At 49.1% G+C, this 24,067-nt stretch carries 20 protein-coding genes and 1 tRNA gene; 12 read left to right on the top strand and 9 right to left on the bottom strand.

Annotation, left to right across the window (positions count from 1 at the left end; translation table 11 throughout):
* The coding region (locus tag LAT77_RS08100; protein ID WP_290564056.1) for a hypothetical protein at positions 1 to 196 on the top strand (196 nt) is incomplete at its 5' end.
* A gap of 199 nt (positions 197 to 395) precedes the next feature.
* On the opposite strand, the gene pssA is transcribed toward LAT77_RS08100, so the two are convergent.
* From pssA to rluD, 4 genes are all read right to left on the bottom strand, one after another.
* A complete protein-coding gene (gene pssA / locus LAT77_RS08105; RefSeq protein WP_290564057.1) occupies positions 396 to 1,241 on the bottom strand; it encodes a CDP-diacylglycerol--serine O-phosphatidyltransferase in 846 nt (281 codons plus the stop codon).
* 216 nt (positions 1,242 to 1,457) lie between these two features.
* Complete coding sequence (clpB, locus tag LAT77_RS08110) at positions 1,458 to 4,034, bottom strand: ATP-dependent chaperone ClpB (RefSeq protein ID WP_290564058.1); 2,577 nt, start codon at positions 4,032 to 4,034, stop codon at positions 1,458 to 1,460.
* A gap of 132 nt (positions 4,035 to 4,166) precedes the next feature.
* Positions 4,167 to 4,898: a peptidoglycan editing factor PgeF gene (pgeF, locus tag LAT77_RS08115; RefSeq protein ID WP_290564059.1), complete on the bottom strand. Its 732-nt coding sequence runs from the start codon at positions 4,896 to 4,898 to the stop codon at positions 4,167 to 4,169.
* Positions 4,895 to 5,863, bottom strand: a complete 969-nt coding sequence (gene rluD / locus LAT77_RS08120; protein ID WP_290564060.1) for a 23S rRNA pseudouridine(1911/1915/1917) synthase RluD — start codon at positions 5,861 to 5,863, stop codon at positions 4,895 to 4,897. Before rluD ends, pgeF begins: the two co-directional genes overlap by 4 nt.
* A gap of 175 nt (positions 5,864 to 6,038) precedes the next feature.
* Here rluD and LAT77_RS08125 point away from each other — a divergent pair, with 175 nt between their 5' ends.
* Positions 6,039 to 6,764: an outer membrane protein assembly factor BamD gene (locus LAT77_RS08125; protein ID WP_290564061.1), complete on the top strand. Its 726-nt coding sequence runs from the start codon at positions 6,039 to 6,041 to the stop codon at positions 6,762 to 6,764.
* Between the two features lie 36 nt (positions 6,765 to 6,800).
* Here the strand turns inward: LAT77_RS08125 and glnB are convergent, their stop codons facing one another.
* From glnB to LAT77_RS08145, 4 genes are all read right to left on the bottom strand, one after another.
* Positions 6,801 to 7,139, bottom strand: a complete 339-nt coding sequence (gene glnB, locus LAT77_RS08130) for a nitrogen regulatory protein P-II (protein ID WP_290564062.1) — start codon at positions 7,137 to 7,139, stop codon at positions 6,801 to 6,803.
* Positions 7,140 to 7,165: 26 nt separating this feature from the next.
* A complete protein-coding gene (locus LAT77_RS08135) occupies positions 7,166 to 8,785 on the bottom strand; it encodes an NAD+ synthase (protein WP_290564063.1) in 1,620 nt (539 codons plus the stop codon).
* 62 nt (positions 8,786 to 8,847) lie between these two features.
* Complete coding sequence (locus LAT77_RS08140) at positions 8,848 to 9,381, bottom strand: DUF1285 domain-containing protein (RefSeq protein ID WP_290564064.1); 534 nt, start codon at positions 9,379 to 9,381, stop codon at positions 8,848 to 8,850.
* Positions 9,382 to 9,414: 33 nt separating this feature from the next.
* Positions 9,415 to 10,023, bottom strand: coding sequence for a response regulator transcription factor (locus tag LAT77_RS08145; RefSeq protein WP_290564065.1), 609 nt, complete (start codon positions 10,021 to 10,023; stop codon positions 9,415 to 9,417).
* A gap of 301 nt (positions 10,024 to 10,324) precedes the next feature.
* On the opposite strand from LAT77_RS08145, the gene LAT77_RS08150 reads away from it, so the two are divergent.
* The 3 genes from LAT77_RS08150 to pdxH are packed head-to-tail and all read left to right on the top strand — an operon-like array spanning position 10,325 to position 13,758.
* On the top strand, positions 10,325 to 12,082 hold the full coding sequence (locus LAT77_RS08150; protein WP_290564066.1) for an amidohydrolase: 1,758 nt from the start codon (positions 10,325 to 10,327) through the stop codon (positions 12,080 to 12,082).
* A gap of 42 nt (positions 12,083 to 12,124) precedes the next feature.
* Positions 12,125 to 13,075, top strand: coding sequence for a DUF3369 domain-containing protein (locus LAT77_RS08155; protein ID WP_290564067.1), 951 nt, complete (start codon positions 12,125 to 12,127; stop codon positions 13,073 to 13,075).
* A gap of 41 nt (positions 13,076 to 13,116) precedes the next feature.
* Complete coding sequence (gene pdxH / locus LAT77_RS08160) at positions 13,117 to 13,758, top strand: pyridoxamine 5'-phosphate oxidase (protein WP_290564068.1); 642 nt, start codon at positions 13,117 to 13,119, stop codon at positions 13,756 to 13,758.
* Here pdxH and LAT77_RS08165 read toward each other — a convergent pair.
* Positions 13,755 to 14,837: an Ldh family oxidoreductase gene (locus tag LAT77_RS08165; RefSeq protein WP_290564069.1), complete on the bottom strand. Its 1,083-nt coding sequence runs from the start codon at positions 14,835 to 14,837 to the stop codon at positions 13,755 to 13,757. The genes pdxH and LAT77_RS08165 overlap by 4 nt on opposite strands.
* A 173-nt stretch (positions 14,838 to 15,010) precedes the next feature.
* On the opposite strand from LAT77_RS08165, the gene LAT77_RS08170 reads away from it, so the two are divergent.
* From LAT77_RS08170 to aceA, 7 genes are all read left to right on the top strand, one after another.
* A complete protein-coding gene (locus LAT77_RS08170) occupies positions 15,011 to 16,015 on the top strand; it encodes an ATP-dependent 6-phosphofructokinase (protein WP_290564070.1) in 1,005 nt (334 codons plus the stop codon).
* 71 nt (positions 16,016 to 16,086) lie between these two features.
* On the top strand, positions 16,087 to 17,004 hold the full coding sequence (gene speB / locus LAT77_RS08175; RefSeq protein ID WP_290564071.1) for an agmatinase: 918 nt from the start codon (positions 16,087 to 16,089) through the stop codon (positions 17,002 to 17,004).
* The gene (speA, locus tag LAT77_RS08180; protein WP_290564072.1) at positions 17,001 to 18,929 is read left to right on the top strand and encodes a biosynthetic arginine decarboxylase; all 1,929 of its coding nucleotides are present in this window, start codon (positions 17,001 to 17,003) and stop codon (positions 18,927 to 18,929) included. Before speB ends, speA begins: the two co-directional genes overlap by 4 nt.
* 147 nt (positions 18,930 to 19,076) lie before the next feature.
* Positions 19,077 to 19,152 (top strand) — tRNA-Phe (locus LAT77_RS08185).
* 256 nt (positions 19,153 to 19,408) lie between these two features.
* Positions 19,409 to 20,857 carry a sodium:proton antiporter NhaD gene (nhaD, locus tag LAT77_RS08190; protein ID WP_290564073.1) on the top strand — a complete coding sequence of 483 codons (1,449 nt, stop codon included), beginning with the start codon at positions 19,409 to 19,411 and terminating at the stop codon, positions 20,855 to 20,857.
* Between the two features lie 220 nt (positions 20,858 to 21,077).
* Complete coding sequence (gene aceB / locus LAT77_RS08195; RefSeq protein WP_290564074.1) at positions 21,078 to 22,670, top strand: malate synthase A; 1,593 nt, start codon at positions 21,078 to 21,080, stop codon at positions 22,668 to 22,670.
* Between the two features lie 32 nt (positions 22,671 to 22,702).
* Positions 22,703 to 24,043: an isocitrate lyase gene (aceA, locus tag LAT77_RS08200; RefSeq protein ID WP_290564075.1), complete on the top strand. Its 1,341-nt coding sequence runs from the start codon at positions 22,703 to 22,705 to the stop codon at positions 24,041 to 24,043.
* The last annotated feature ends 24 nt before the right edge of the window (positions 24,044 to 24,067 follow it).

Genomic DNA, 24,067 nt, shown 5'->3' on the forward strand with positions numbered 1-24,067 from the left:
TACCGAAGTAGCTTTGGTCGATGCAGTTCTGATGCAAGTGCCCACACAGATTGCTTGGCTTGATATATTGTTAAAGAACGTTTTGCTTCGGAGCTTGCCGAAGCAGGGAAGCGAATTTTACGCTACCTACCGAAGAAGTCAAGAGCTTGTAAATGATTTTTTCAAGTCTTTCCTCTGTGTTGCCAGTTCTCCCTGACAACGGATGCGCATTATAGAGATCCCAGCGTCTTGATCAAGCACTTTTTTCAAGTTTTTTAGCGTTTGCCGAGATAATAACCAAAATGCCCCGAAAGTGATTAAAAACCACACTTCAGGGCATTGTTATTAACATTTCGTCTACATTGAAAGTACCTTGTGGGTACACTCAAATAGACGACTTTCTACTGCGGAAAGAGCTATTCTTTTGATTTATCGTTCACTTCCTCAGCTTTAACCTCTTTTTCACTGCTTTTCTCTTTGCTTGCTTTGACCGAAGCCTCTGCTTTATTCGTGCCGTCTTCTTGTGGGTCGCCTAAGATGTGCTCCAACTTTAACTTGCTGACACTTTTTATGGTCATCACTGGGCCCGAGATCGCATAGATAGTAAAAAGAATAAACAGAACAATAGCCGGTGCTGTAGCGACAACGACAAAAATAAGGACCACCAGCAAGAGAACGAGGAAGTTTACGTTTTCGCGCCAATCAAGATCTTTAAATGAATGGTACTTAAAGTTACTCACCATGAGCAAACCACAGGCGATCGTGAAGAAAACAACAATATAACTTACTGAATCAGGATCGATCTCATAGCGCGCACCGACCCAAACTAAACCGGCAACAATTGCTGCCGCACTAGGAATCGCTAAACCTTGGAAATATTTCTTGTCCGCAGTGCCGTGCGCTGTATTGAAACGTGCTAACCGCAATGCACCACCGGCAACAAAGATAAACGCAGCCAGCCAACCGAGCTTGCCTACATCATGTAGCGCCCAATTATAAGCGACTAATGCAGGTGCAATGCCAAAAGAGACGATATCGGCCATGGAGTCATACTCAGCACCAAACTCACTTTGTGTATTGGTTAGTCGTGCAACTCGGCCATCAAGACCGTCAAATACCATGGCAACAAAGATTGCGATAGCCGCAAGTTGGAAATCACCATTCATTGACGCAACAATTGCGTAAAAGCCAGAAAATAATCCAGCTGTAGTCAGTAAGTTTGGTAACAAATAGATACCACGACGTTTATTTTGTTCTGGCATAGAGAGTCCTGAGTGGCCACAAATATTGAATTGCTAATTTCTTAGCATACCATGAACATCTGATGGGATGCCAAGTCTCCGTTTACCGCAGACTGAACCTGACTGTGCAGTTTAGTGTCGGTGTGCTTCGCTTCAACGTCTTGGCAATAATAAAACATCGCTAAAGAAAAGCGCGGGTACACACAAAGGTATACCCGCGCTTTTTCAGCTATAAAATTAGCCTTGTCGCATCACTAAGCCATCATCACCGGCATCGACGTAGATCTCCACTCCGGGAACAAACTCACCCGCAAGTATTTTCTGCGCTAACGGGTTTTCCAGCTCCGCTTGAATTGCGCGTTTCAATGGGCGCGCACCATACACAGGATCGAATCCTGCTTTACCGAGTTGAGCCAGAGCCGCGTCGGAAATTACTAAACGGTAATCGCGATCGGCTAAGCGTTTAAACAAACGTTGTAATTGAATTTTCGCAATTCTTTGAATGTGTTCATTGTCCAACGGATGAAACACAACGGTTTCGTCAATTCGGTTTAAAAACTCAGGCCGGAATGAGCTGGTTAACACATCCTGCAGCATGGCTTTCATGCCGTCATAATCTACCTGCCCCGCGTGCTCTTGAATCAAGTGCGAACCTAAGTTTGAGGTCATAATAATGACCGTATTACGAAAGTCGACTGTACGTCCCTGACCATCGGTCAAACGCCCATCATCCAATACTTGTAAAAGGATATTGAAAACGTCTGGGTGCGCCTTTTCAACTTCATCAAGTAAGATCACTGAGTACGGGCGACGTCGAACAGCTTCAGTTAAGTAGCCGCCTTCTTCATAGCCTACGTATCCCGGAGGCGCGCCAACTAGACGTGAGACCGAGTGCTTCTCCATAAACTCCGACATATCAATCCGAACCATTGCGTCATCGGTATCGAACATGAAGTGCGCCAGCGCTTTGCATAACTCAGTTTTACCGACCCCGGTTGGTCCTAAAAAGAGGAACGAACCAATTGGCCGATCTGGGTCACTCAAACCAGCTCGAGAGCGACGAATCGCATTGGCGACAGCCACGACCGCCTCATGCTGACCGACAACCCGCTGATGTAAATTGGTCTCCATCTGCAACAACTTATCACGCTCGCCCTCCAGCATTTTCGCCACGGGAATGCCGGTCCAACGCGATAGCACCTCGGCAATCTCTTCATCAGTAACACGATTACGCAGCAACGACATCTCTTGCATTTCTGCATTCAGAGCCGCTTCAAGTTTTCGCTCGAGGTCTGGAATTTTGCCGTATTGCAATTCGGCCATACGATTCAAGTCGCGGGCACGATTTGCAGCTTCTAACTCAATTCGTGCTTGGTCGAGTTGTTCCTTAATGTGCTGATGCCCCTGCACGGCAAGTTTTTCGCTGTTCCAAACTTCTTCAAGATCGGCATAGCTTTTTTCCAGCGATGTCATTTCCTCTTCCAAAGCCTCGCGCCGCTTTTTACTCGCGTCGTCCTTTTCTTTCGCCAACGCTTGGCGCTCTAACTTAAGCTGAATGATTCTGCGCTCAAGGCGATCAAGTTCTTCAGGCTTGGAGTCCATTTGCATCCGAATACTTGATGCGGCTTCATCTATAAGGTCAATTGCTTTGTCCGGTAGTTGACGATCGCTGATATAACGATGTGACAAGGTAGCTGCCGCGACAATCGCAGGATCAGTAATTTCAACCGAATGATGGATCTCATACTTTTCTTTCAAACCACGCAGTATCGCGATGGTGTCTTCAACGGACGGCTCATCGACCAAAACTTTTTGGAAGCGGCGCTCAAGCGCAGCATCTTTTTCAATATATTGACGGTACTCGTTTAAGGTGGTCGCACCCACGCAATGCAATTCACCGCGGGCTAATGCAGGTTTAAGCATATTACCCGCATCCATTGCACCTTCCGCTTTACCCGCACCGACCATGGTGTGTAACTCATCAATAAAGAGAATGACGTTACCTTCTTCTTGCTGTAGCTCATTCAGAACGGCCTTTAAACGTTCTTCGAATTCACCGCGATATTTCGCACCGGCGAGCAAAGCACCAAGGTCGAGAGATAAAACGCGCTTATGTTTGAGACCCTCGGGCACCTCACCATTAATAATTCGTTGCGCCAACCCTTCAACAATGGCGGTTTTACCCACACCGGGTTCACCGATAAGGACAGGGTTGTTTTTGGTTCGACGTTGCAAAACTTGAATGGCTCGACGGATCTCTTCATCACGCCCAATCACCGGATCGAGTTTTCCTTGCTCGGCACGCTCGGTCAAATCAATCGTGTATTTTTGCAATGCCTGCCGTTGCTCTTCTGCATTTGGGTCATCAACATTTTGGCCTTTGCGCATGTCTGCAATCACCTTTTCAACTTGATTAACTGTGACTCCTTGGCTCTTCAGGAGTCCACCGAGCTTTCCTTTGTCTTCGGTAGCAGCAAGGATAAATAGCTCACTAGAAATATAACTATCTTGACGTTTTTGCGCGTGTTTATCGCACAAATTAAGGAGATTAATGGTGTCTCGCGACACTTGCACATCACCACCGGTGCCCTGCACTTCTGGAAGCGATTCAAGTAACTTGGTCAATTCACTGCGGAAAGTCGCTATATTAATACCGAGCTGTTGCAGCAAAGGTCGCACAGTGCCACCGTCCTGATTTAACAGGGCAAGCATAATATGGACGGGTTCGATAAATTGATGGTCTCGCCCAAGCGCCATGGATTGGGCTTCTGCAATAGCAGATTGAAATTTACTGGTTAGACGATCCATTCGCATGCTGTACCTCACAAAAAGCTGACAAATACCTATGTCACTAATGTGGGTATGATTTGAACAGTTTCAAGGCCTTTATGAATTTTTGTAAACAATTATTTACGAAGGGGTATAGCAAGGTCTAGCTTCTGTCGGTTATTCCATCCAGATCAATGAAGCCATACGCCCAGTCTGGCCATCGCGACGAAATGAAAAGTAATCTTCGGCATTGGCATAGGTGCATATCTGACTTGCTTCGATGGTATTGACGCCAAGCGAGCGCAACGTTTGGCTGGCAATTGCTGTAAGATCTGCAAGATATTTTTCACCATAAGGCTTAAATGCGGACTCATGTTCTGTATTCAAGTCCAGCATGGCACTGCGCACGTCGTCACCCACTTCGAAGTGCTCAGAGCCTATTGCAGGACCTAACCAAGCGTGAATACGCTGCGGTGACGAAGAAAATTGCTCAAGTGTGGCACGAATGATTCCAGCAGCTAGACTGCGCCAGCCACTATGAATCGCGGCAATCTCGCTGCCATCATCAGCAGCAAGTAGAATGGGTAAGCAATCTGCTGTTTGAATCGCTAACACGGTTCCTTTCACGTTCGTGTATGAGGCATCGGCTTCGGGGGTGTCGGCACAGGCTCCGGACATAAGACGAACCACCGTATTCTCATGTACTTGATTCAACCAGCAGGGTTCATGTGGCAATTTTAAGGCTTGGACCAAGCGCTGTCGATTCTTCTGCACTGCAGCGGGAAGATCACCAACATGACTGCCCAGATTTAGCGAAGCAAACGGTGCCGCACTTACACCACCATGTCGGGTTGTACTAAACGCACGTACGCCGGTTATGGTGTTTAGTTGCGGCGTTAATCCCATCATGCTTCGCCGTGTTCCTTATAATCCGTGCGGAGAACGCGCAGCAACTCTTGCATATCTTCAGGAAGCGGTGCTGTCCATTCCATCATTTCGCCAGTGCCCGGGTGAACAAGCGCCAAGCGTGTGGCATGTAATGCTTGGCGATGAAAACCGCGCATCACCTCCATAAACTCTGCCGAGGCTTGTTTTGGCGGACGTGGTCGCCCACCGTATTGAGGGTCACCCACTAAGGGATAAGACAAATGGGCCATGTGGACGCGAATTTGATGTGTACGGCCACTTTCCAAGCGCAAACGTAAACGCGTGTGCGCACGAAAACGCTCCGCCACTCGATAATGCGTCGTTGCCGGCTTTCCATTCGGGTGCACGGCCATGTGCGTACGTTTCGTCGGATGACGTCCAATCGGTGCATTGATTGTGCCGCCGGCGGTCATCACGCCAATCGCTATGGCTTCATACTCACGGGTAATCTCGCGAGCTTGCAACGCTGCAACGAGCGCTGTATAGGTCGCGATATTTTTCGCAACCACCATTAATCCAGTCGTTTCTTTGTCGAGTCGATGGACAATTCCAGCGCGCGGCAACTGCTCTACTTGCGGGCAATGGTGCAGCAATGCATTTAATAACGTCCCATCAGGTGTACCGGCACCTGGGTGCACAACTAGGCCTGCTGGTTTGTTCAACACCAGCAAATCGTCGTCTTCGTAGACAATATTCAGCGCGATGTCTTGCGGCTCAGAGAACACTTCCGCTTCCAACTCGGCTTGTAAGTCGATCTGTTGACCTGACAATACTTTCTCGCGAGGTTTAACGACAACAACGCCGTTCACCGAGACCTTACCGTCAAGGATCCAGTTTTTTAAGCGCGAGCGAGAAAAATCAGGGAACAATTCAGCGAGTGCCGAGTCCAATCGGCTACCCAGTAAATGTTCAGGGACAATTGCTTGTTGTTGGATAATATCAGTCATAGAACCTGTACTTTGTGCCTGCTACTGGCGTGTATTAGTTGCAGCACGCGGATTCAACGCGCGGCTGTGCATTAATTCGAATGTGCGTTACAATCGCAAATCTGAGACTATTGTACTTCAGATAGCAACAAACATCCCAGCAATTCAACGGAAATAATAAGAGAACACAACAACCATGAGAGTCGTTTTAACCATTGCAGTTCTTAGTATGCTCGTTTTGAGCGGATGCTCCTCGAAGCCCGATGACGTTGCTCAACGTTCTCAAGTCGATGAAATGTATCAATTAGCCCAAGGTATGATTCGTAGCGCTCGATTCTCTGATGCCGCCAACGTTTTACGTTCAATCAATACTCGCTACCCGTTTGGGCCTTATGCACAACAAGTCCAACTGGACCTTATTTACGTTGAATATAAAACCGGTAACCAAGATCGCGCATTAACGGTCATTGACCGTTTCTTATCACTCAACCCGAACCACGCCGATAATGACTACGTCCGCTATATGCGCGGTTTAGTTCATTTGCAAGCTGAAGGTAGTTTTTTCCAAGACGCTTTTGGTATTGACCGCAGTGACCGCAATCCAGTCTATGCAGAACGAGCGTTTGACGATTTTGCCGAACTGATTCAACGCCATCCGGACAGCCCTTATGCCGCCGACGCACGTGCGCGCATGGTTGGCATTCAAGCGCGACTGGCGCAACACGAGCTCGCCGCCGCTGAGTATTATTTACGTCGTGAAGCGTATATGGCTGCTGCCAACCGGGGAATCTATATTATCGATAACTTCCCGAACGTTGTTGAAGTAAAGCGTGCGCTGGAAATTATGATTGAAAGTTATGATGCGCTAGGGCTGACGAATCAAGCGAGCGATGCTCGACGCGTTTTAGCGGCTAATTTCTAAGCTCAGCCGCACCGCCCTGAACAACCCATGAGGACGCTAAATAGCGTCCTCATTTTCTTCACCCGTCCGAATTCGAATCACACGCTCAACACTGGAGACAAAAATCTTTCCATCACCAATTTTACCGGTTTGTGCGGTTTCAATAATCACTTCCACACAACGCTCCACATCATCATCGGCAACGACAATCTCGAGCTTCACTTTCGGTAAAAAATCGACCATGTATTCAGCACCCCGATAGAGTTCGGTGTGCCCTCGTTGACGGCCAAAGCCTTTCACTTCTGACACAGTCATACCGGCGATTCCAATTTCAGAGAGTGCAGCGCGCACATCATCAAGCTTAAACGGTTTGATTATCGCTTCGATCTTTTTCATTTTTGTATACTCTCCGAGCTATTGAATCAGTCTTGCATCAAAGCGCCGACATATTGATTGGTAATTGGGTAACGGCGATCTTTGTTAAAGTTGCGACGGGTCACTTTCGGCCCCGGAGCTCCTTGTTTGCGCTTGTATTCGTTGCGTTCGATCAGACGAATCACGTCTTTGACGGTTTGACGGTCATAGCCAAGCGCGACTAAATCAGCAACCGAGAGATCGCGCTCCGCATAACCATCGATTATTTCATCTAACGTGTCATACGGTGGCAATGAGTCTTCGTCTTTTTGATCAGGCGCCAACTCTGCCGAAGGTGCTCGGGTAATGACGCGTTCAGGAATTGCCGGTGATAGCGTGTTGCGATACGTCGACAAACGATAAACGAGTGACTTTGGCAAATCTTTAATCGGTGCAAAGCCACCACACATATCCCCATAGAGGGTGCAATAACCAACAGCGAGCTCACTTTTATTTCCCGTTGTTAGTAATAAACTACCATATTTATTCGACAGCGCCATCAATAAGACGCCACGACAACGGGCCTGCAAGTTTTCTTCAGTGGTGTCTTTTGGGGTATCAGCAAACAACGGATTTAAAGTCGTCAAGAAACTTTCGACCATGGGCGCAATCGGCACAATGTCAAATTGACAACCAAGCCACTTTGCTTGTTCTTCAGCGTCACTAACACTCATTTCTGCGGTATAGTGGTAAGGCATCATCACCGCACGAACCCGATCCGCACCGATCGCATCAACCGCGAGCGCGAGCGTTAAAGCTGAATCTATCCCACCGGAAAGTCCGAGCAACACTGAGCGAAAGCCATTTTTTTCAACATAGTCACGCAAGGCAAGAACCAATGCTTGATAGATACTCGCTTCGTTCTCGACAGCTGCCGGTAATTCATAGGCGTGTGGGGTGTGACCAGAAAACTCAACGGATTGATAAGCAGTTTGGCAATGTGGCAAATGTGCTGAAACCGACCCAGTCGCATCCATCACTAACGAGTTACCATCAAAAACAAGCTCGTCTTGGCCGCCAACTAAGTTCACATAAACCAAGGGGATTTGATTCTCGACGCAACGCGCTCTCAACACCTGCAAGCGCTGTTCATATTTGTATTCTTCGAACGGCGACGCATTCACCGCAACAAGGATCTCTGCGCCTGCTGCACGTGCCTGCGCTGCCGGCTCTGGATGCCACAAATCTTCGCAGATCAACAAGCCCAGCTTGGTTCCTTTTAGTTCAAAAACAGTTGCGGAATCTCCCGGCTTAAAATAGCGAAGCTCATCAAATACAGCGTAATTGGGGAGTCTTTGCTTGCGATAATGTGCAACCTCTTTGCCATTATGAAAAACACTCAACACACTGAAATAATTGCCGTCTTCGTAAAATGGATAACTGACAGCTGCCGCTGTTGTTCGCGTTGCTGCTTTGATACGCTCAAGCTGCTGATTGATTCGACGATGAAAGTCGGCTCGCATCAATAAATCTTCGGGTGGATATCCGCACAGCGCGAACTCTGGGAAAACAATCAGATCATCTTGGCTGTTGGCAGCTATAGCGGCAATCATCTGATCCGTATTGGCAGCAAGCGCTCCCACAGTTGCATTGATTTGAGCAAGACAGATTCGCAAGGACGTCGACATGAGGTTCTCTTCACTAGAAATAAACGGCGCAATCATAGCTGAAGCGCTGAAACGGGGCAAATTCAAAGCGCGGTAGCGGACAAAGGAAACACATCATCGCCACTGCGCAGTACATACTCAGTTTGCTCTTTTGTGATTTGCTCTTCAGCGATTTCGGCCCATTGATAATAAACATTTCGATGCACCCGCGCGTAAAGTTTATCGCGAATCATCACGGCGGGCTGATCGTGAATGATCAGTAATGGATGTTCTTGCGAAAGAAGATAGGACTCACCAATATTCGTTTCAACTTGAATTAAATTGTGCGCCATCTCTGTGGGAACATGCGCCCAGGACACAATGAGGAAAGGAAGGTCTTCAACTTGAATGCGAACTTTTTCAACCGGAGTGACCAGAAAGAACTCATCACCTTCTTGTTTAAGGACCGAAGCAAACAAGCGAACAAGCGGCTGACGGGTGATTTCCGATCCCATATAGAACCAGCACCCATCCGCTTTAATGACAATATCGATGTCACCACAAAAGGCAGGATTCCATCGCTCAACCGGCGCCTTATGTTGAACCTCTAATTGCTGTTGTAACTGCTGTAAATTCATCTGCGATCCTTGGGTTAAGTCAAGAGACCCGCATTAACCTTGGCGCAAGAGATACCAGAGCGTCGCTTCCGTTCGATTCGACACTTTTATCGCTTTAAAAATTGCCGACAAGTGCACTCGAATTGTCCCTTCGGTGATCCCTAAAATGCTCGCGATCTCTTTATTCGACAAGCCCTGCGCTAATAATTGCATGATTTCGCGCTGGCGTGGCGACAATTTCCGCTCAGCCTCTGAAGGCGCATTCGACCCGATTGCGCGCACATCAGGCAGGTAGGGTTTATTCTGTAGCAAACCATGAATTGCTAACTTGACCTCTTCAGCACTCGAATTCTTGCACAAGTAGCTTTGCGCACCTTGAAACAAAGCCGGCTGCACATCCCCGCTTGCTTCGCGCCAAGTAAACAAGGCAATGTGTGACTCAGGAGCAGACTGCTTTAACGTATTTGCAATGTAACGATGATCACAGTCAGGCAAATCTAACTCGGTAAAAATCAAATCGAACGTCTCACCCGATTCAAGGTAGTCCCGGGCAATCGCCATAGTGGTTGCTTCATAGATAGCGATCGAGCCTGGCTGGGCTGTGATTAAATGAATCAGCCCTGTGCGCGTAATAAATTGTGGATCAATAATTAAAATCTTCATAAATTTATGGGGCTCGTTTTTAAGCGCTAGTATCAGCCGAATTGAACGCAGTTTTATTGACCACGTTTAGTAGATCGAATTACTTTTTAACTAAAACACTCATTACTTTAACAAATATAGTATACAAGTCCGACGCCATTTTTGTAGTTTAGTTGCTGAATTGAGTGAAATTTGAGATGAATTCACCGATAAACTTGCCTGCTCTTACGATTTTCTTACACTGCAGTTATGCTAAAGTGACGACTTGTGAGTATAGTATCGCTAAGTTTTCGACGTTGAAATTCGATAGAGGAATCGATATATGCCGGCATTAAAGCACTTTTTCGCCCATACCATGTTGTGCGCAGCCACAGTCAGCTTTGCCCTACTGGGCGGTGGTATCGCCCATGCTAAAGCCGAAGAAGAAAAAGAGAAGGACGCTCAGGCTGTTACCGTATTCCATAATTTGAACGGTTACACGTTTAGCGGTGAACCTGGCGAGAACGCAGTTCTGAAAACCTTTCAAGTTTTGGCCGTAAAAGACGGTCGCGTGGTGGCAGTCGGTGATGAAGATTTGCTCGACGAGTTAGTTATTGACCGCCGTTATGATTTGCGCGGGCGCACGGTTCTCCCCGGACTTATTGATAGTCACGGTCACATTTTAAGTCTCGGTAGTAACCTCATTCAGGTGGATTTACGCGATCTCACGAGCCGGACCCACGCTGTTGCGGCTGTCGCTAACTATGCACATGCGCATCAGGATTTAAATTGGATTCTCGGCCGTGGTTGGAACCAAGAGTTATGGCCAGACCGTCGCTTTCCGTCCCGTCACGACCTGGATGAAGTGATTAGCGATCGCCCAGTTTGGCTGGTTCGCGTTGACGCTCATGCTGGCTGGGCGAACTCAAAAGCACTTGAGTTGGCGGGTATCAATAAAGATACGATCGATCCGCCCGGCGGCCAAATTATTCGCGATAGTGAAGGTAACCCAACCGGCGTGCTCATCGATACGGCGATGCAGATGGTGCAGCAGGTCATGCCTCCAGTCGACGAAGATCAATTAGTTGAGAGTGCGAATCTCGCCTTTGCGCATATCCTCGAGCTTGGCATTACCCAAGTTCATGACGCGGGCGTCAATGCTCGCGAATTGGAGGTCTTCAAGCGCCTCGCTGAAAACGATGAACTACCGGTTCGATTGCATTCACTCATTGCCGCAAGCGAACCAACTTTACCCGAACTTGTCGCAGCAGGCCTATATCGCAGCGACAATGACCGCTTGCAAATTCGTGGTGTAAAAGTTTACGGTGACGGCGCACTCGGTAGTCGTGGCGCGGCGCTCATCGAACCGTATTCAGATGACGAAGAAAATACCGGTCTGCTGATCACACCGGCAGAACAAGTTCGCGCTATTTTCGAACTCGTCCACAATCATGGCTTCCAAATTAATTATCATGCCATCGGTGACTATACCAACCGACTCGCACTCGACGAGTTTAGTGCACTTCTGGATCAAGAAATTGCCGCAGACGAGACCTTATCGAGCTGGAAAAACGACCCTCGGCATCGTGTCGAGCACGCGCAAATTGTGCAAGTTGAAGATATCCCGCGCTTCTTGGAGCTCGGTATTATCCCGTCGATGCAGCCGACCCATGCGACCTCGGACATGAATATGGCTGAAGATCGCGTCGGCAGTGAACGTATAGCCGGTGCATATGCGTGGCGAACCTTCCTCGATCAAGGCTCACTGATTGCCGCTGGCTCTGATTTTCCGGTTGAACTGGCTAACCCATTCTATGGCATTCATGCCGCAGTAACTCGTCAAGACCGTGAGAACCAACCGGTTGAGGGCTGGTATCCAGAACAGCGCATGACGATTCACGAAGCGATTCGAAGCTTTACCATCGACGCTGCATACGCAGGTCATTTTGACGATGTCACCGGCACCTTAGAAGCAGGTAAATGGGCTGATTTTATTATTGTCGATCAAGACCCATTCACCATCGATGCTAGCGATCTGTGGCGCATTCGAGTGTTGCATACGTTCGTCGGTGGTGATCACAGCTATCGTCGTCGGCCGTAATCACCCCATGTTTTTAGGGAAACGAATCGAAGGATTGGAACCATGACCGAGTTTTTATTCGCCAACGAGACGAAAACAACAACTGAGCAAAGCTCGACTGAGCCGTTTCATATCCTTGTTGTCGACGACGATGATGAAATTCATGTCATCACTAAAATGGCGCTGGGTGATTTTAAGCTCGATCAACGACCGTTGCAGTTTCATTCTGCCTATTCAGCGGCAGAGGCAAAGCAAATGCTCCAAGAGCGCGATGACTTTGCCTTGATGCTCCTCGATGTGGTCATGGAAGACGATCATGCGGGTTTAGAAGTTGCCCGCTGGACCCGCGAAGATCTGAAAAACCGACTGATTCGTATTGTGCTGAGAACCGGACAACCTGGTCAGGCGCCCGAAGAGGAAGTCATCGCGAAGTTCGATATCGATGACTACAAAGAAAAAACTGAGTTGACCTATCGCAAACTATTAACGCTCATGTATTCCAGCTTGCGTGCGTTTCGCGACTTACAAGCGATTGAACAGTATAAACAAGGGCTCGAGCGTATTATCCAAGCCTCGGCAGAACTGTTTTCCGCGCGTTCGGTGAGTCAGTTAAGCCAAGGAATCCTTGAACAACTTGTCGCCCTATTAACGCGTTCGAAAGTGGCGGCCTATTATAAATTGCCATTGGCAGGTTATACCGCTAGTGGGCAGGACGACGAGCAATTGCAGATTATCGCCGCCACAGGACAATACAGCGGCCGCGTTGGCGAGCAATTAAAGCAACCTGAAGTTCAACAAATTTTAGATTCTTTGCGCCAGCACAAAGACCAAGTTGCTTATGAGATTCACAATGCGACCTACTACGGCCTGTATCAAACTTCGCATGGCGCCTTTTACATGTTGTTTATTGAAGGCGTCGGCGAATTAACAGAAACAGATCAGCACTTGTTGACGCTGTTTATGAATAATACGGCCATTGCATTTGAACATTCCACATTGCTGCACTCAAACTAATACGCAGCGTGTGACTACTCACTTGTTAAGGTGTATGCAACATGAGTTTGGAACAAATTCGTCGCGACTACGAAAGTCGCACGCTCGAACGTCACGATTTAGTCGACTCCCCTTTTCAACAGTTCGAAAACTGGTTTAACGAGACACTTAACGACGGTCTCGGTACCGACCCAACCGCGATGGTGGTTGCAACCTGTGCCGACAACCAGCCGTTACAGCGGATTGTATTGCTTAAGCATTTCGACCAACAAGGTTTTGTTTTCTACACCAATTACAACAGTCAAAAAGGCCGTCAGCTTGCGCACAATCCGCACTGTAGTTTGCATTTTGCTTGGCTCCCGCAAGAGCGCCAAATTCATATCCAAGGGCAAGCGCAACGGTTAACTGAAGCGCAAAATCGCCGTTATTTTCAATCGCGGCCGCGCGCAAGCCAGATTGCAGCATGGGCCTCGAGTCAGAGTGAACCAATTGACAGCCGCGAAGCTCTTGATGAGCAGTATCGCAGAATAGAAGCGCAATTTAGCGACCAAGATCCGCTGCCATTACCGCCACATTGGGGCGGCTTTTTAGTCAAACCAACCCAGTTTGAGTTTTGGCAAGGGCGCCGCGCTCGTTTGCATGATCGCTTCCGCTATCAGCGCAACGACGAGCAGAGCTGGATCTTGACGCGCTTGCAGCCTTAAACGGCTGCAAATAACGGCAATTCAACCCCTAACTTTTTGGCCACATGCACCAACCGTGGCCACGTTAACTCATCGAGAAGCACACCGTGCTGCATTTGCTCGTGGTAATCATGCCAAGCGCGGTCACCCGGTAATCGTGGAGGCTGTTTTGAGTCAACGGGTGTCGCGTCTTGGCAACGTCGCGCCAAGTCAGCGACGACGTTTTGAAACGTCTGTTCTGAGGTAAACGCCAAGGGGTCAGTGACTTGGATATACACTGAGTTAAACTCACCGTCCGCCCCACCCTGCTCGCGCCCATAGCCCGACAGTCCCATGGTCAAGAGCTCACTCATTAAACACAAGCCATAGCCTTTAAAACCAAGATCCGCGCCACCGAGTGGTAATAATGCACCACCGTGATCGATGTATTCACGCGGGTCATTGGTGACTTCGCCACTGTGGCTAACAATCGCAGGCCACGGCAGCTTCTCATGCCGGTCATAGGCTTGCCGAACCTTACCCGCAGCGGTCACCGAAAAACTCAAATCAAACATGATGCTTTGCTGCCGATACGGCACTGCGAAGCCAAACGGATTCGGCGAGAACACCCGGCTCTTCGCGCCAAAAGGCGCTACACTGGCTTGCGCAGGCGTGCTCGCCATCATCGAAATGACCATCCCCTGCGAGGTCGCGAGGTGCAAGTAAGCCGCCAGACTTGCCACATGGTCACAGCGTTTCACCACGAGCGTTGCCGTGCCACACTGCTTCGCCTTTTGCACCGCCTGCTCGACCGCCAACGGTACCACGTACAAACCGGACAGGCCGTTGGCGTCCCAATGTGCAGTCGCTAGGCGATCTTGGACGATATTCACCGCGCCGTCGCCGCGCGCTTTCCCCTGTTGTATCTGTTTAATATTATAGGGAAGACGCCGGAGGCCATGGGTACGAAAGCCGAATAAATCGCCATATACGAGACTTTTTGCCATACCATCGGCGATATCGTCCGCTGCACCGGCCTGCCGCAAACTGGTACTGGCAAAATTCAATAAGTCAGCATGGCGAACCCGCACGGCTTGCGTTTCATTTTGGTTTAATTGCACAACAACCACCTCAGTTGAAAAATCTTGCCTCAATCGCTTTGAATTCACGGTTTTTACTAGTCAATAGCCATGAAAATCTGTAAAAATGGTTGGTTCTAACAATTTCATCGGCCAAATGCGATTCATACTGTAACGACCGATGTAGAAGTATTGCAAGTTATAAGGAAGGCTCCATGAAGAAAATCGCAGTAATCACCAGCGGTGGCGACGCCCCCGGCATGAATGCATGTATGCGCGCTATTGTGAATACAGCTTGGCAACATGACCTTGAGGTGATCGGCTTTCGACATGGCTTTCGTGGCATCGTAGAAGACTTAAATGTGCCTTTGCACCCAGACGACATGCGCTTAGTAAGCCAACGCGGCGGTACTTTTTTGAAGAGTTCGCGTTACCCAGAGTTTCGTGAAGTCGAAGTCGCCCAAAAAGCTGCAGCTGTTTTAGACAGTCACGGCATTGTTGGTCTCATCGTCATTGGCGGTGACGGTTCATTTCGCGGTGCACACCATCTGAACCAATATTGGGACGGCCAAGTCATTGGTGTTCCCGGCACCATTGATAACGATTTAGCCGGCACTGATGTGACCATTGGCTTTGCCACCGCGGTCGACACGGCGATGGACGCAATCGACAAAGTCCGCGAAACCGCCGAAGCGATGGCACGAGTTTTTATTATCGAAGTGATGGGGCGACATGCCGGATTCATCGGTTTACATGCTGCCATTGCGGCAGCGGCTGAAGCTATGATTCTGCCGGAACTTGAACCACAGCCGAAGCTTGCCGAGTTAGCCGATGGTATTTTGCAAGCCCGCGCGGCTTTCCCCGACAGCAGCTACGTGGTGATTCTCTCAGAAAACCTTTGGCCGGGTGGCGTTCATGAACTGAGCAAGAATTTAAGTAAAGCCACTGGGGTTACCTGTCACCCCTGCCCACTCGGGCATATTCAACGCGGTGGTCGTCCGAACGCGCAAGACCGTATCTTAGCCATGCAACTCGGTGCCGCAGCTGTTGATGCGATTTTAAGCGGCGAAACTGCTATTATGATAGGCCTAGAACAGGAACATGTGGTCACCGTCCCGTTGCATCTGACATTTGAACGAGACAAGCCACTCGACCCAAGGTTAGTACAACTACAACTTGGCTTACAGGGTGTAAATATCGCTTCAAAAGGCGACGAATAAACCGCATAATGTCGGCCTTTTTTTGACCATCAAGGTCGTTGGCAAATTTTAACGTTAGAGGGTATTTGGAATTGGCTAATACGTTTCCTATTCCGGTCCATTTAGACGAGCCGGTTCGTGCTTACTTCGGTGCTGAATTAGCAACCGCGATTACCAGCAATCACAGTTATGTGATTGGCTTTGGTTTCGACGGCACCGCCTGCTTTCGCAAAGGAACTCGCTATGGGCCTGACGGCTTGCGCGCAGTTTCGGAAGATATCGAATCCTACTCACCCTATCTCGATTTAGACCTCGAGGACTTTGAATTCTTCGACCTTGGGAACCTACAACTTGGTGAAAGCACCGATGTAGAGTCACAATGGCGTCATGCCAGTGACGACTTTGCCAAGATTTTTGGTGCTATTGATCTGGCTGCTGAAGGTGTCAAAGTGATGACGCTCGGCGGCGAGCATTCAATTTCGTATGCACCGATTGTTAAATATCTCGAGCAATACCCAGATCTTGTTCTCGTTCATCTTGATGCGCATGCGGACTTACGGGACGGCTTCACTGGCTATCATTACTCGCATGCGTCCATTATTCGTCGTGCTCTGGACCATTTCGGACCAGGCCATGAATTGATTCAATATGGCATTCGTTCTGGCACTCGCGAAGAGTACCAGTACATGCGGGAACATAAGACGGTGCGGACATCGCGCAAAGATTTTCTCGACTCGATTGCAGCAATACCAGCCGATCGACCGATTTATCTGACCCTCGATCTTGACTACTTTGACCCGTCATTTTTACCGGGAACCGGAACCCCGGAGCCAGGCGGTGAAGACTTCCATTCATTTGTGAGTCTCACCAAATTATTGCGCGATCGTAATCTCGTTGGTTGTGACGTGGTCGAGTTATCGCCACAAATCGACCCTACCGGGAATTCCGATGTATTTGCGGCCAAAATCGTCCGTGAATTGATGTTAGTGTTGGAGGACAGCCGTAAATGAGTGATAGCAAGCAAGCTTGGACGATCGACGATGCCGAAGATTTATATGGCGTAAAGCGCTGGGGTGCGGGTTACTTTAGTATTGGCGAGCACGGCAATATTCAAATTTCACCGAATCATCGCAAACCCGATGTCTACATTGATATGGCTGAAGTGTTGGCAGAAATGGAAGCCGAAGGCATTCAGTTTCCCGCGGTTATTCGCTTCCACGATATCCTCCGTTCACAGGTCGAGATCCTCAATGAAACCTTCCGTGACACCATTGAGACCGCAGGCTACGAAGGCGAATATGTCGGAGTTTATCCGATCAAAGTAAACCAAATGCGGGAAGTGGTCGAAGAGATCATGGACGCTGGCGAACCCTACAATTATGGCCTAGAGGCTGGCTCGAAGCCTGAGCTTATGGCCGTAATGGCCTACAACGAGAATCCAGAAGCGTTAACCATTCTGAATGGCTACAAAGACGAAGACTATTTGACCATGGCTCTATTAGGCCGTCATCTTGGTCGTAAGATGATCGTCGTGGTGGAGAAGTTTTCTGAATTAGAAATGCTGGTGCGTCTCGCGAAAAAATACAAAGTTGATCCGATGATCGGCTTGCGCTCGAAAATGATGGTGCGTAGCACCGGCAAATGGTCAAGCTCCAGTGGCGATCGCGCCAAGTTTGGCTTGAGCATCGCCGAAATCGTTAACGCTATGGAGTATCTGCAACAACACGATATGCTCCATTGTGCCAAACTTCTGCACTTCCATATTGGCAGCCAGATTTCTGATATTCGCAAAGTCAAAGAAGCGATTACCGAAGGTGCGCGTTTGTACGCCAAAATGGTGCAAATGGGCATGCCACTCGAGTATTTGGATATCGGTGGTGGTCTCGGTATCGATTACGACGGCAGCAGTACGACAACTGATTCATCGCGCAACTATTCAACTGACGAATACGTTGCTGACGTGGTCTACGGCGTGAAGCAAATCTGTGACTTAGAAAAAGTCGCCCACCCGAACCTTGTCAGTGAAAGTGGCCGGGCTATCACCGCTCACCATAGCTTAGTGGTCACCAATGTGGTCGGCGAAATCAACCCCGGCGCGACTAACTTCGACATCACTGCCGAAGACGGTGAGCACGTGTTAGTGAGTAACATGCGCGAACTGGTTGGCGCCAATGACTTGCACCCGCAAGAGCGCTATAACGACGCAGCAGCCTACAAACAAAGTGCCTATGAAGCGTTCAAGCTCGGGATCCTGAGTATTCGTGAAATGGCGAAAATCGACACCATGTATTGGTTGGTGTTGACTGAAGTTCATCAGAAACTTGATGAAGAAACTCGTCAGATTCAGGAGCTTGAAGAGCTCGAAGACACCCTCGCCAGCCAATATCTCGCCAATATGTCGATTTTCCAATCGGCGGCAGACACGTGGGCGATTGGCCAGTTACTTCCTATCGTGCCGCTGACACGATTGCATGAACAGCCGGAAGTACGTGTTTCAATTGCCGATATTACCTGTGACAGCGACGGCAAGATTGGCAAATACATCGAAAATAACTCGATTAGCGACAATATCCCGATGCATCGCCTGAAACGTGGTGAAAGCTATCCAATCGGCATGTTCTTAACGGGTGCTTATCAAGACGTAATGGGCGACATGCACAATCTGTTTGGTCGCTTAACGGAAGTGCACATTTTTAGCCATGACGATGAGCCGGGCGCATTCTACATCGAAGAAATCGTTCCGGGCCATTCTGCCGAGAAAGTGTTGGAAACCATGCAATACAACACCGACTACATGGCCAAAATGGTAAAAAAAGCCATCGATAAACAAATTCGCAAAGGAAATTTGGCGCCACGTGAAGGCGTACGTTGGACTGATTTTTATGAGCGCTGTTTGGCTGGAAGCACCTATTTGCGTTACGACAAGAAGTCTTAAGGGAATAGCGAAGCGAACACACTGCTCAGGAAACTCGGAAAAATGGGCATTTCCTGAGCAGTTAAACCTGAAAGCGCAAAAAGCGGTTGACTTCAATCCGAAGAAAACGTTTAATTGCACCCACAACGCATCGCGTTAACCGTATTTGCCCAGATAGCTCAGTCGGTAGAGCAGGGGATTGAAAATCCCCGTGTCGGTGGTTCGATTCCGCCTCTGGGCACCATTAAAGAGAAGCTCGTCCAATTGGACGGGCTTTTTTATTGGCTTTTTTTCAGCAACTAGACTTTAGTCGCAGTTACCCCAAAATTGCTGCTGTTTTTTCAAAGTAAGTACTCGCAATATTATTTATTTATGCTAATCTTGCGCCGCCTTTCCGCCCCCGCTTCTGCATGATTGGAAGAACCCGGAGAAGGCAGGCCACTTCTGTTCGCACTACCAGTGCGTTTGCCCCGCGCTGGAAACTCGCTAGGTTTAAGAAAATGAAACTCGCAATAGGATTGCTTACCCTCACCCTCGGACTTTTATTTAGCCCGATGGCGTTTGCTGCTGCGCCTGAACTTGATCTCACCCGCTCTGGTATTGGTTATCTTGCCGTTGGAATTTTTATCATCGCTTACATTTTAGTCATGGGCGAAGAGAAATTACATATGCGCAAGTCCAAACCGGTTCTCGTTGCCGCTGGTATCATTTGGATACTGATTGGTGCCGTTTACACGCAACAAGGCATGCAAGAGGCTGCGGAAACTGCGTTTCGCCATACCCTGCTCGAATTTGCTGAACTCATGCTATTTTTGCTCGTCGCCATGACGTACATCAATGCCTTGGAAGAGCGACGGCTATTTGATGCGTTACGCGCATGGATGATCCGCCGCGGTTTCAGTTATCGCAGCTTGTTCTGGATTACCGGTATCCTTTCTTTCTTTATTTCACCGATTGCCGATAACTTAACAACTGCGCTCCTAATGTGCGCCGTGGTGATGAAGGTCGCCGAAGGTGATAAACGCTTTATTGGAATCTGCTGTGTCAACATCGTCGTCGCAGCGAACGCCGGCGGTGCATTTAGTCCGTTCGGCGATATTACCACACTAATGGTTTGGCAAGCCGGCATGGTCAGCGCCCAAGAGTTCTTGGTGTTGTTTATTCCATCGGCAATCAATTTCTTAGTACCCACGGTGATCATGAGCTTCTTCATTGAGAACCGTAAGCCAAGTGCTGTAAACGAAGACGTTGAGCTCAAGCGCGGTGCATTCCGTATCATGACCTTGTTCTTACTTACCATCGCGACGGCCGTGGCCTGTCATACCTTGCTACACCTGCCGCCGGTATTAGGCATGATGATGGGACTTGGCTATTTGCAATTCTTCGGCTATTTCCTGCGCATGACCTTGCCTGGATCGCTCGCGCGGAAGCGGGCGATGGCGGAACGTGCAGGCGACCAAGAGCGCTTAAAGCGACTCGGAAGCGTGGTTCCATTTGACGTCTTCAGCCGGGTCTCTCGCGCTGAATGGGACACGCTATTGTTCTTCTACGGTGTAGTTATGTGCGTGGGTGGTCTTGGTTTCCTCGGTTATCTCGCACTGATGTCAGACTTCCTCTTTACCCAGTGGAACCCGACCTACGCAAACATTGTGCTTGGCATGGCGTCAGCTGTGATCGATAACATACCCGTGATGTTTGCGGTGTTGACCATGCAACCGGAAATGTCACATGGCCACTGGCTCTTGATCACCTTAACCGCAGGCACCGGCGGTAGCTTGTTGTCTGTGGGTTCAGCCGCAGGTGTCGCGCTCATGGGTCAAGCGCGTGGTTACTACACCTTCATGTCGCATTTAAAGTGGGCGCCGGTAATTTTCCTTGGTTATCTGGCAAGTATTCTTGCGCACCTTTGGTTGAACAGCGCCTCATTTCAAGTATTTGGCCACGTTTAAGGTTAAATTTTAAGCACCATTCAAGCCCTCGAGAGCCCTGCTCCGAGGGCTTTTTTCATCCCTCAATAGACAACTAGTTGACCACTATTCACCGAATTTATGACGCACATGCATAAGTTTTGTGAATGGCTATCATTAAAACCATAAATTGGATGAATAGTAGTTACGGGCACATACTGACCTCAACGCTTAACAACGAACTAACAAATTAGGTCATCCTATGAGCACTTCAGCACAAGTCTTAACCTTTACCGAAACGCTTAGCTCAGAATTTGCCACGTTATACAGTGACGAAGCCAAAGCCCTCTTGGTCGATTTGACCCGTAAGTATCGCCCTCGCCTCGAGCAACTGTTAGCTGCGCGTGAAGAAGCACAAGCCCGATATGACCAAGGGCAACTTCCAGATTTTGATTCTGCCTCGCAATCCATCCGTGAGGGTGATTGGAAAGTCGCCGATATCCCGGCTGATTTGCAAAAACGTCATTTAGAAATCACTGGTCCAGTTGACCGCAAGATGATCATTAACGCCCTCAATGCCGACGTTGACGTATTCATGGCCGACTTCGAGGACGCGCAGTCGCCAACTTGGGACGGACTTATGCAAGGGCAAATCAACTTGCGCGACGCGAATCTCGGCAACATCGACTACACCGACCCGAACAGTGGCAAGCACTACGCCTTAAAAGAAAACTCTGCACTGCTCATCGCTCGCGTCCGCGGCCTGCACTTACCAGAAAAGCATCTGTTAGTGGACGGGAAACCCGTTCCCGGTGGTCTGGTCGATGCAGTTCTCTATTTTCTCCACAATTACCAAGTTCGCACCGCTCATGGCAGCGGCGTCTATTTCTACGTTCCTAAACTGCAGCATCACAGTGAAGCACAGTGGTGGAGTGATCTGTTTAGTGAGTTAGAGGATTACGCCCAACAACCACGCGGTACGATTCGCTGCACGGTGCTGATTGAAACGTTACCTGCTGTTTTTCAAATGCACGAAATCCTGCACAGCCTGCGTCACCATATTGTTGGCCTCAATTGTGGCCGTTGGGATTATATTTTCAGCTATATCAAAACCCTCCGAGCGCACGCTGACCGCGTCTTACCTGACCGCCAAGTCGTCACCATGAATCAGCCATTTTTAAGTGCCTACTCGCGCTTACTAATTAAAACCTGTCACCAGCGCGGTGCCTTGGCGATGGGTGGTATGGCGGCTCTAATCCCAAGTAAAGATGCACAAGAAAATGAACAGATTTTGGCAAAAGTACGCGCCGACAAAGAGCTTGAATTCAGTAATGGCCACGATGGCACCTGGATCGCCCACCCAGGATTGGCGAGTACCGTGCGCGAAGTAGTTGCCAAACACATTGGTGATTACCCCAACCAATTGCATGTCTTGCGCGAACAAGACGCGGACATCACCGCTGCCGAATTACTCGAACCAAGCGCAGGTGAGCGCACCGAAGCAGGCATGCGCACCAATATCCGCGTTGCATTGCAATACGTTGCCGCTTGGTTATCCGGAAAGGGCTGTGTACCGATTTATGGATTGATGGAAGACGCGGCTACGGCTGAAATTAGCCGTACTTCAATTTGGCAGTGGATTCAACATGGCAAAACCCTAAGCGACGGCCGCACGGTCAGTAAAGACCTGTTCCGTACCATGTTGAGGGAAGAAGCGAGCGTGGTGAAAGACGAAGTCGGTGAACAACGCTGGCAGCAAGAAAACTTCGCGACCGCTCAGGATTTACTCGAAAAAATTACCACAGCGGACGAGTTGACCGAGTTCCTCACGCTACCTGGTTATGACTATCTCTAATTAAAATCGACAACACGACAAGGAATCGACGCATGGCTACTCCAACTCATTTTCAAAAAGCAGTCCAAGAACTTCAAGAGCAATGGGACAACAGTCCGCGTTGGCAAGGTGTGCAGCGCACCTACAGCGCCGAAGATGTGATCCGCTTGCGCGGTTCACGCAAAATCACTTATACCCATGCCGAAAAAGGTGCTGAAAAACTATGGCGCCTCGTCAACGGTGCGGCGCAAGAGAAGTTTGGTAAGAACTATGTCAACGCACTTGGCGCACTGACTGGTGGTCAAGCCGTACAACAAGTCAAAGCCGGTTTGCAGGCCATCTACTTGTCTGGTTGGCAGGTGGCTGCAGACAATAACTCAGCAGCTAGCATGTACCCAGACCAATCACTGTATCCGGTGGACTCAGTGCCAAAAGTCATTGAGCGAATCAATAATTCATTTGCTCGCGCTGACCAAATCCAGTGGTCAAAAGGGATTGGTCCTGACGACGAAGGCTATATCGACTACTTTGCGCCGATAGTGGCGGACGCTGAAGCAGGTTTTGGTGGTGTACTGAATGCCTACGAGCTGATGCTGGGTATGATCAAAGCGGGTGCTGCTGGCGTTCACTTTGAAGATCAGCTTGCCTCAGTGAAGAAGTGTGGGCATATGGGCGGAAAAGTTTTAGTTCCCACCCAAGAAGCCGTGCAGAAGTTAATCGCAGCGCGCCTCGCTGCAGACGTCGCTGGCACGGAGACTCTGATTGTTGCGCGTACTGATGCGAATGCGGCTGATCTGTTAACCAATGACGTCGATCCCAACGATACGCCATTCTTAACCGGTGAACGTACGGCGGAAGGCTTCTACCGAGTGAACGCAGGTATTGATCAAGCAATTTCTCGCGGCCTTGCCTACGCACCGTATGCCGACCTCGTCTGGTGCGAAACTGCAAAACCTGACCTCGATGAAGCGCGTAAATTTGCCGAAGCGATTCATGCAAAATATCCAGGTAAACTGCTGGCTTATAACTGCTCGCCGTCGTTCAACTGGAAACGTAACCTCGATGACGCCACCATCGCGAAGTTCCAGCGTGAGCTTGCTGCCATGGGTTATAAGTTCCAGTTCATTACTTTAGCTGGCGTGCACAACATGTGGTACCACATGTTTAACTTGGCTTATGACTACGCGCGGAACGACATGTCTGCTTATGTCAAACTGCAAGAAGAAGAGTTCGCCTCGGCTGACCGCGGCTATACCTTTGTAGCACACCAACAAGAAGTAGGAACCGGCTACTTTGACGACGTCACGAATGTGATTCAGGGCGGTCAGTCTTCGGTCACTGCACTACGCGGCTCAACGGAAGAAGAGCAATTTAATAAATCACCGGCAGCATAAACTGCCCTTACGCTTCCTCATTTT

Origin of the sequence: Aliidiomarina sp., assembly GCF_022565475.1 — a bacterium.
Lineage (GTDB): Bacteria > Pseudomonadota > Gammaproteobacteria > Enterobacterales > Alteromonadaceae > Aliidiomarina.

What these genes read in the sequence shown, in the direction of transcription:
- pssA (WP_290564057.1), bottom strand. Translation starts at nt 1,241, where the DNA reads ATGCCAGAACAAAATAAACGTCGTGGTATCTATTTGTTACCAAACTTA.
- clpB (WP_290564058.1), bottom strand. Translation starts at nt 4,034, where the DNA reads ATGCGAATGGATCGTCTAACCAGTAAATTTCAATCTGCTATTGCAGAA.
- pgeF (WP_290564059.1), bottom strand. Translation starts at nt 4,898, where the DNA reads ATGATGGGATTAACGCCGCAACTAAACACCATAACCGGCGTACGTGCG.
- rluD (WP_290564060.1), bottom strand. Translation starts at nt 5,863, where the DNA reads ATGACTGATATTATCCAACAACAAGCAATTGTCCCTGAACATTTACTG.
- LAT77_RS08125 (WP_290564061.1), top strand. Translation starts at nt 6,039, where the DNA reads ATGAGAGTCGTTTTAACCATTGCAGTTCTTAGTATGCTCGTTTTGAGC.
- glnB (WP_290564062.1), bottom strand. Translation starts at nt 7,139, where the DNA reads ATGAAAAAGATCGAAGCGATAATCAAACCGTTTAAGCTTGATGATGTG.
- LAT77_RS08135 (WP_290564063.1), bottom strand. Translation starts at nt 8,785, where the DNA reads ATGTCGACGTCCTTGCGAATCTGTCTTGCTCAAATCAATGCAACTGTG.
- LAT77_RS08140 (WP_290564064.1), bottom strand. Translation starts at nt 9,381, where the DNA reads ATGAATTTACAGCAGTTACAACAGCAATTAGAGGTTCAACATAAGGCG.
- LAT77_RS08145 (WP_290564065.1), bottom strand. Translation starts at nt 10,023, where the DNA reads ATGAAGATTTTAATTATTGATCCACAATTTATTACGCGCACAGGGCTG.
- LAT77_RS08150 (WP_290564066.1), top strand. Translation starts at nt 10,325, where the DNA reads ATGCCGGCATTAAAGCACTTTTTCGCCCATACCATGTTGTGCGCAGCC.
- LAT77_RS08155 (WP_290564067.1), top strand. Translation starts at nt 12,125, where the DNA reads ATGACCGAGTTTTTATTCGCCAACGAGACGAAAACAACAACTGAGCAA.
- pdxH (WP_290564068.1), top strand. Translation starts at nt 13,117, where the DNA reads ATGAGTTTGGAACAAATTCGTCGCGACTACGAAAGTCGCACGCTCGAA.
- LAT77_RS08170 (WP_290564070.1), top strand. Translation starts at nt 15,011, where the DNA reads ATGAAGAAAATCGCAGTAATCACCAGCGGTGGCGACGCCCCCGGCATG.
- speA (WP_290564072.1), top strand. Translation starts at nt 17,001, where the DNA reads ATGAGTGATAGCAAGCAAGCTTGGACGATCGACGATGCCGAAGATTTA.
- nhaD (WP_290564073.1), top strand. Translation starts at nt 19,409, where the DNA reads ATGAAACTCGCAATAGGATTGCTTACCCTCACCCTCGGACTTTTATTT.
- aceB (WP_290564074.1), top strand. Translation starts at nt 21,078, where the DNA reads ATGAGCACTTCAGCACAAGTCTTAACCTTTACCGAAACGCTTAGCTCA.
- aceA (WP_290564075.1), top strand. Translation starts at nt 22,703, where the DNA reads ATGGCTACTCCAACTCATTTTCAAAAAGCAGTCCAAGAACTTCAAGAG.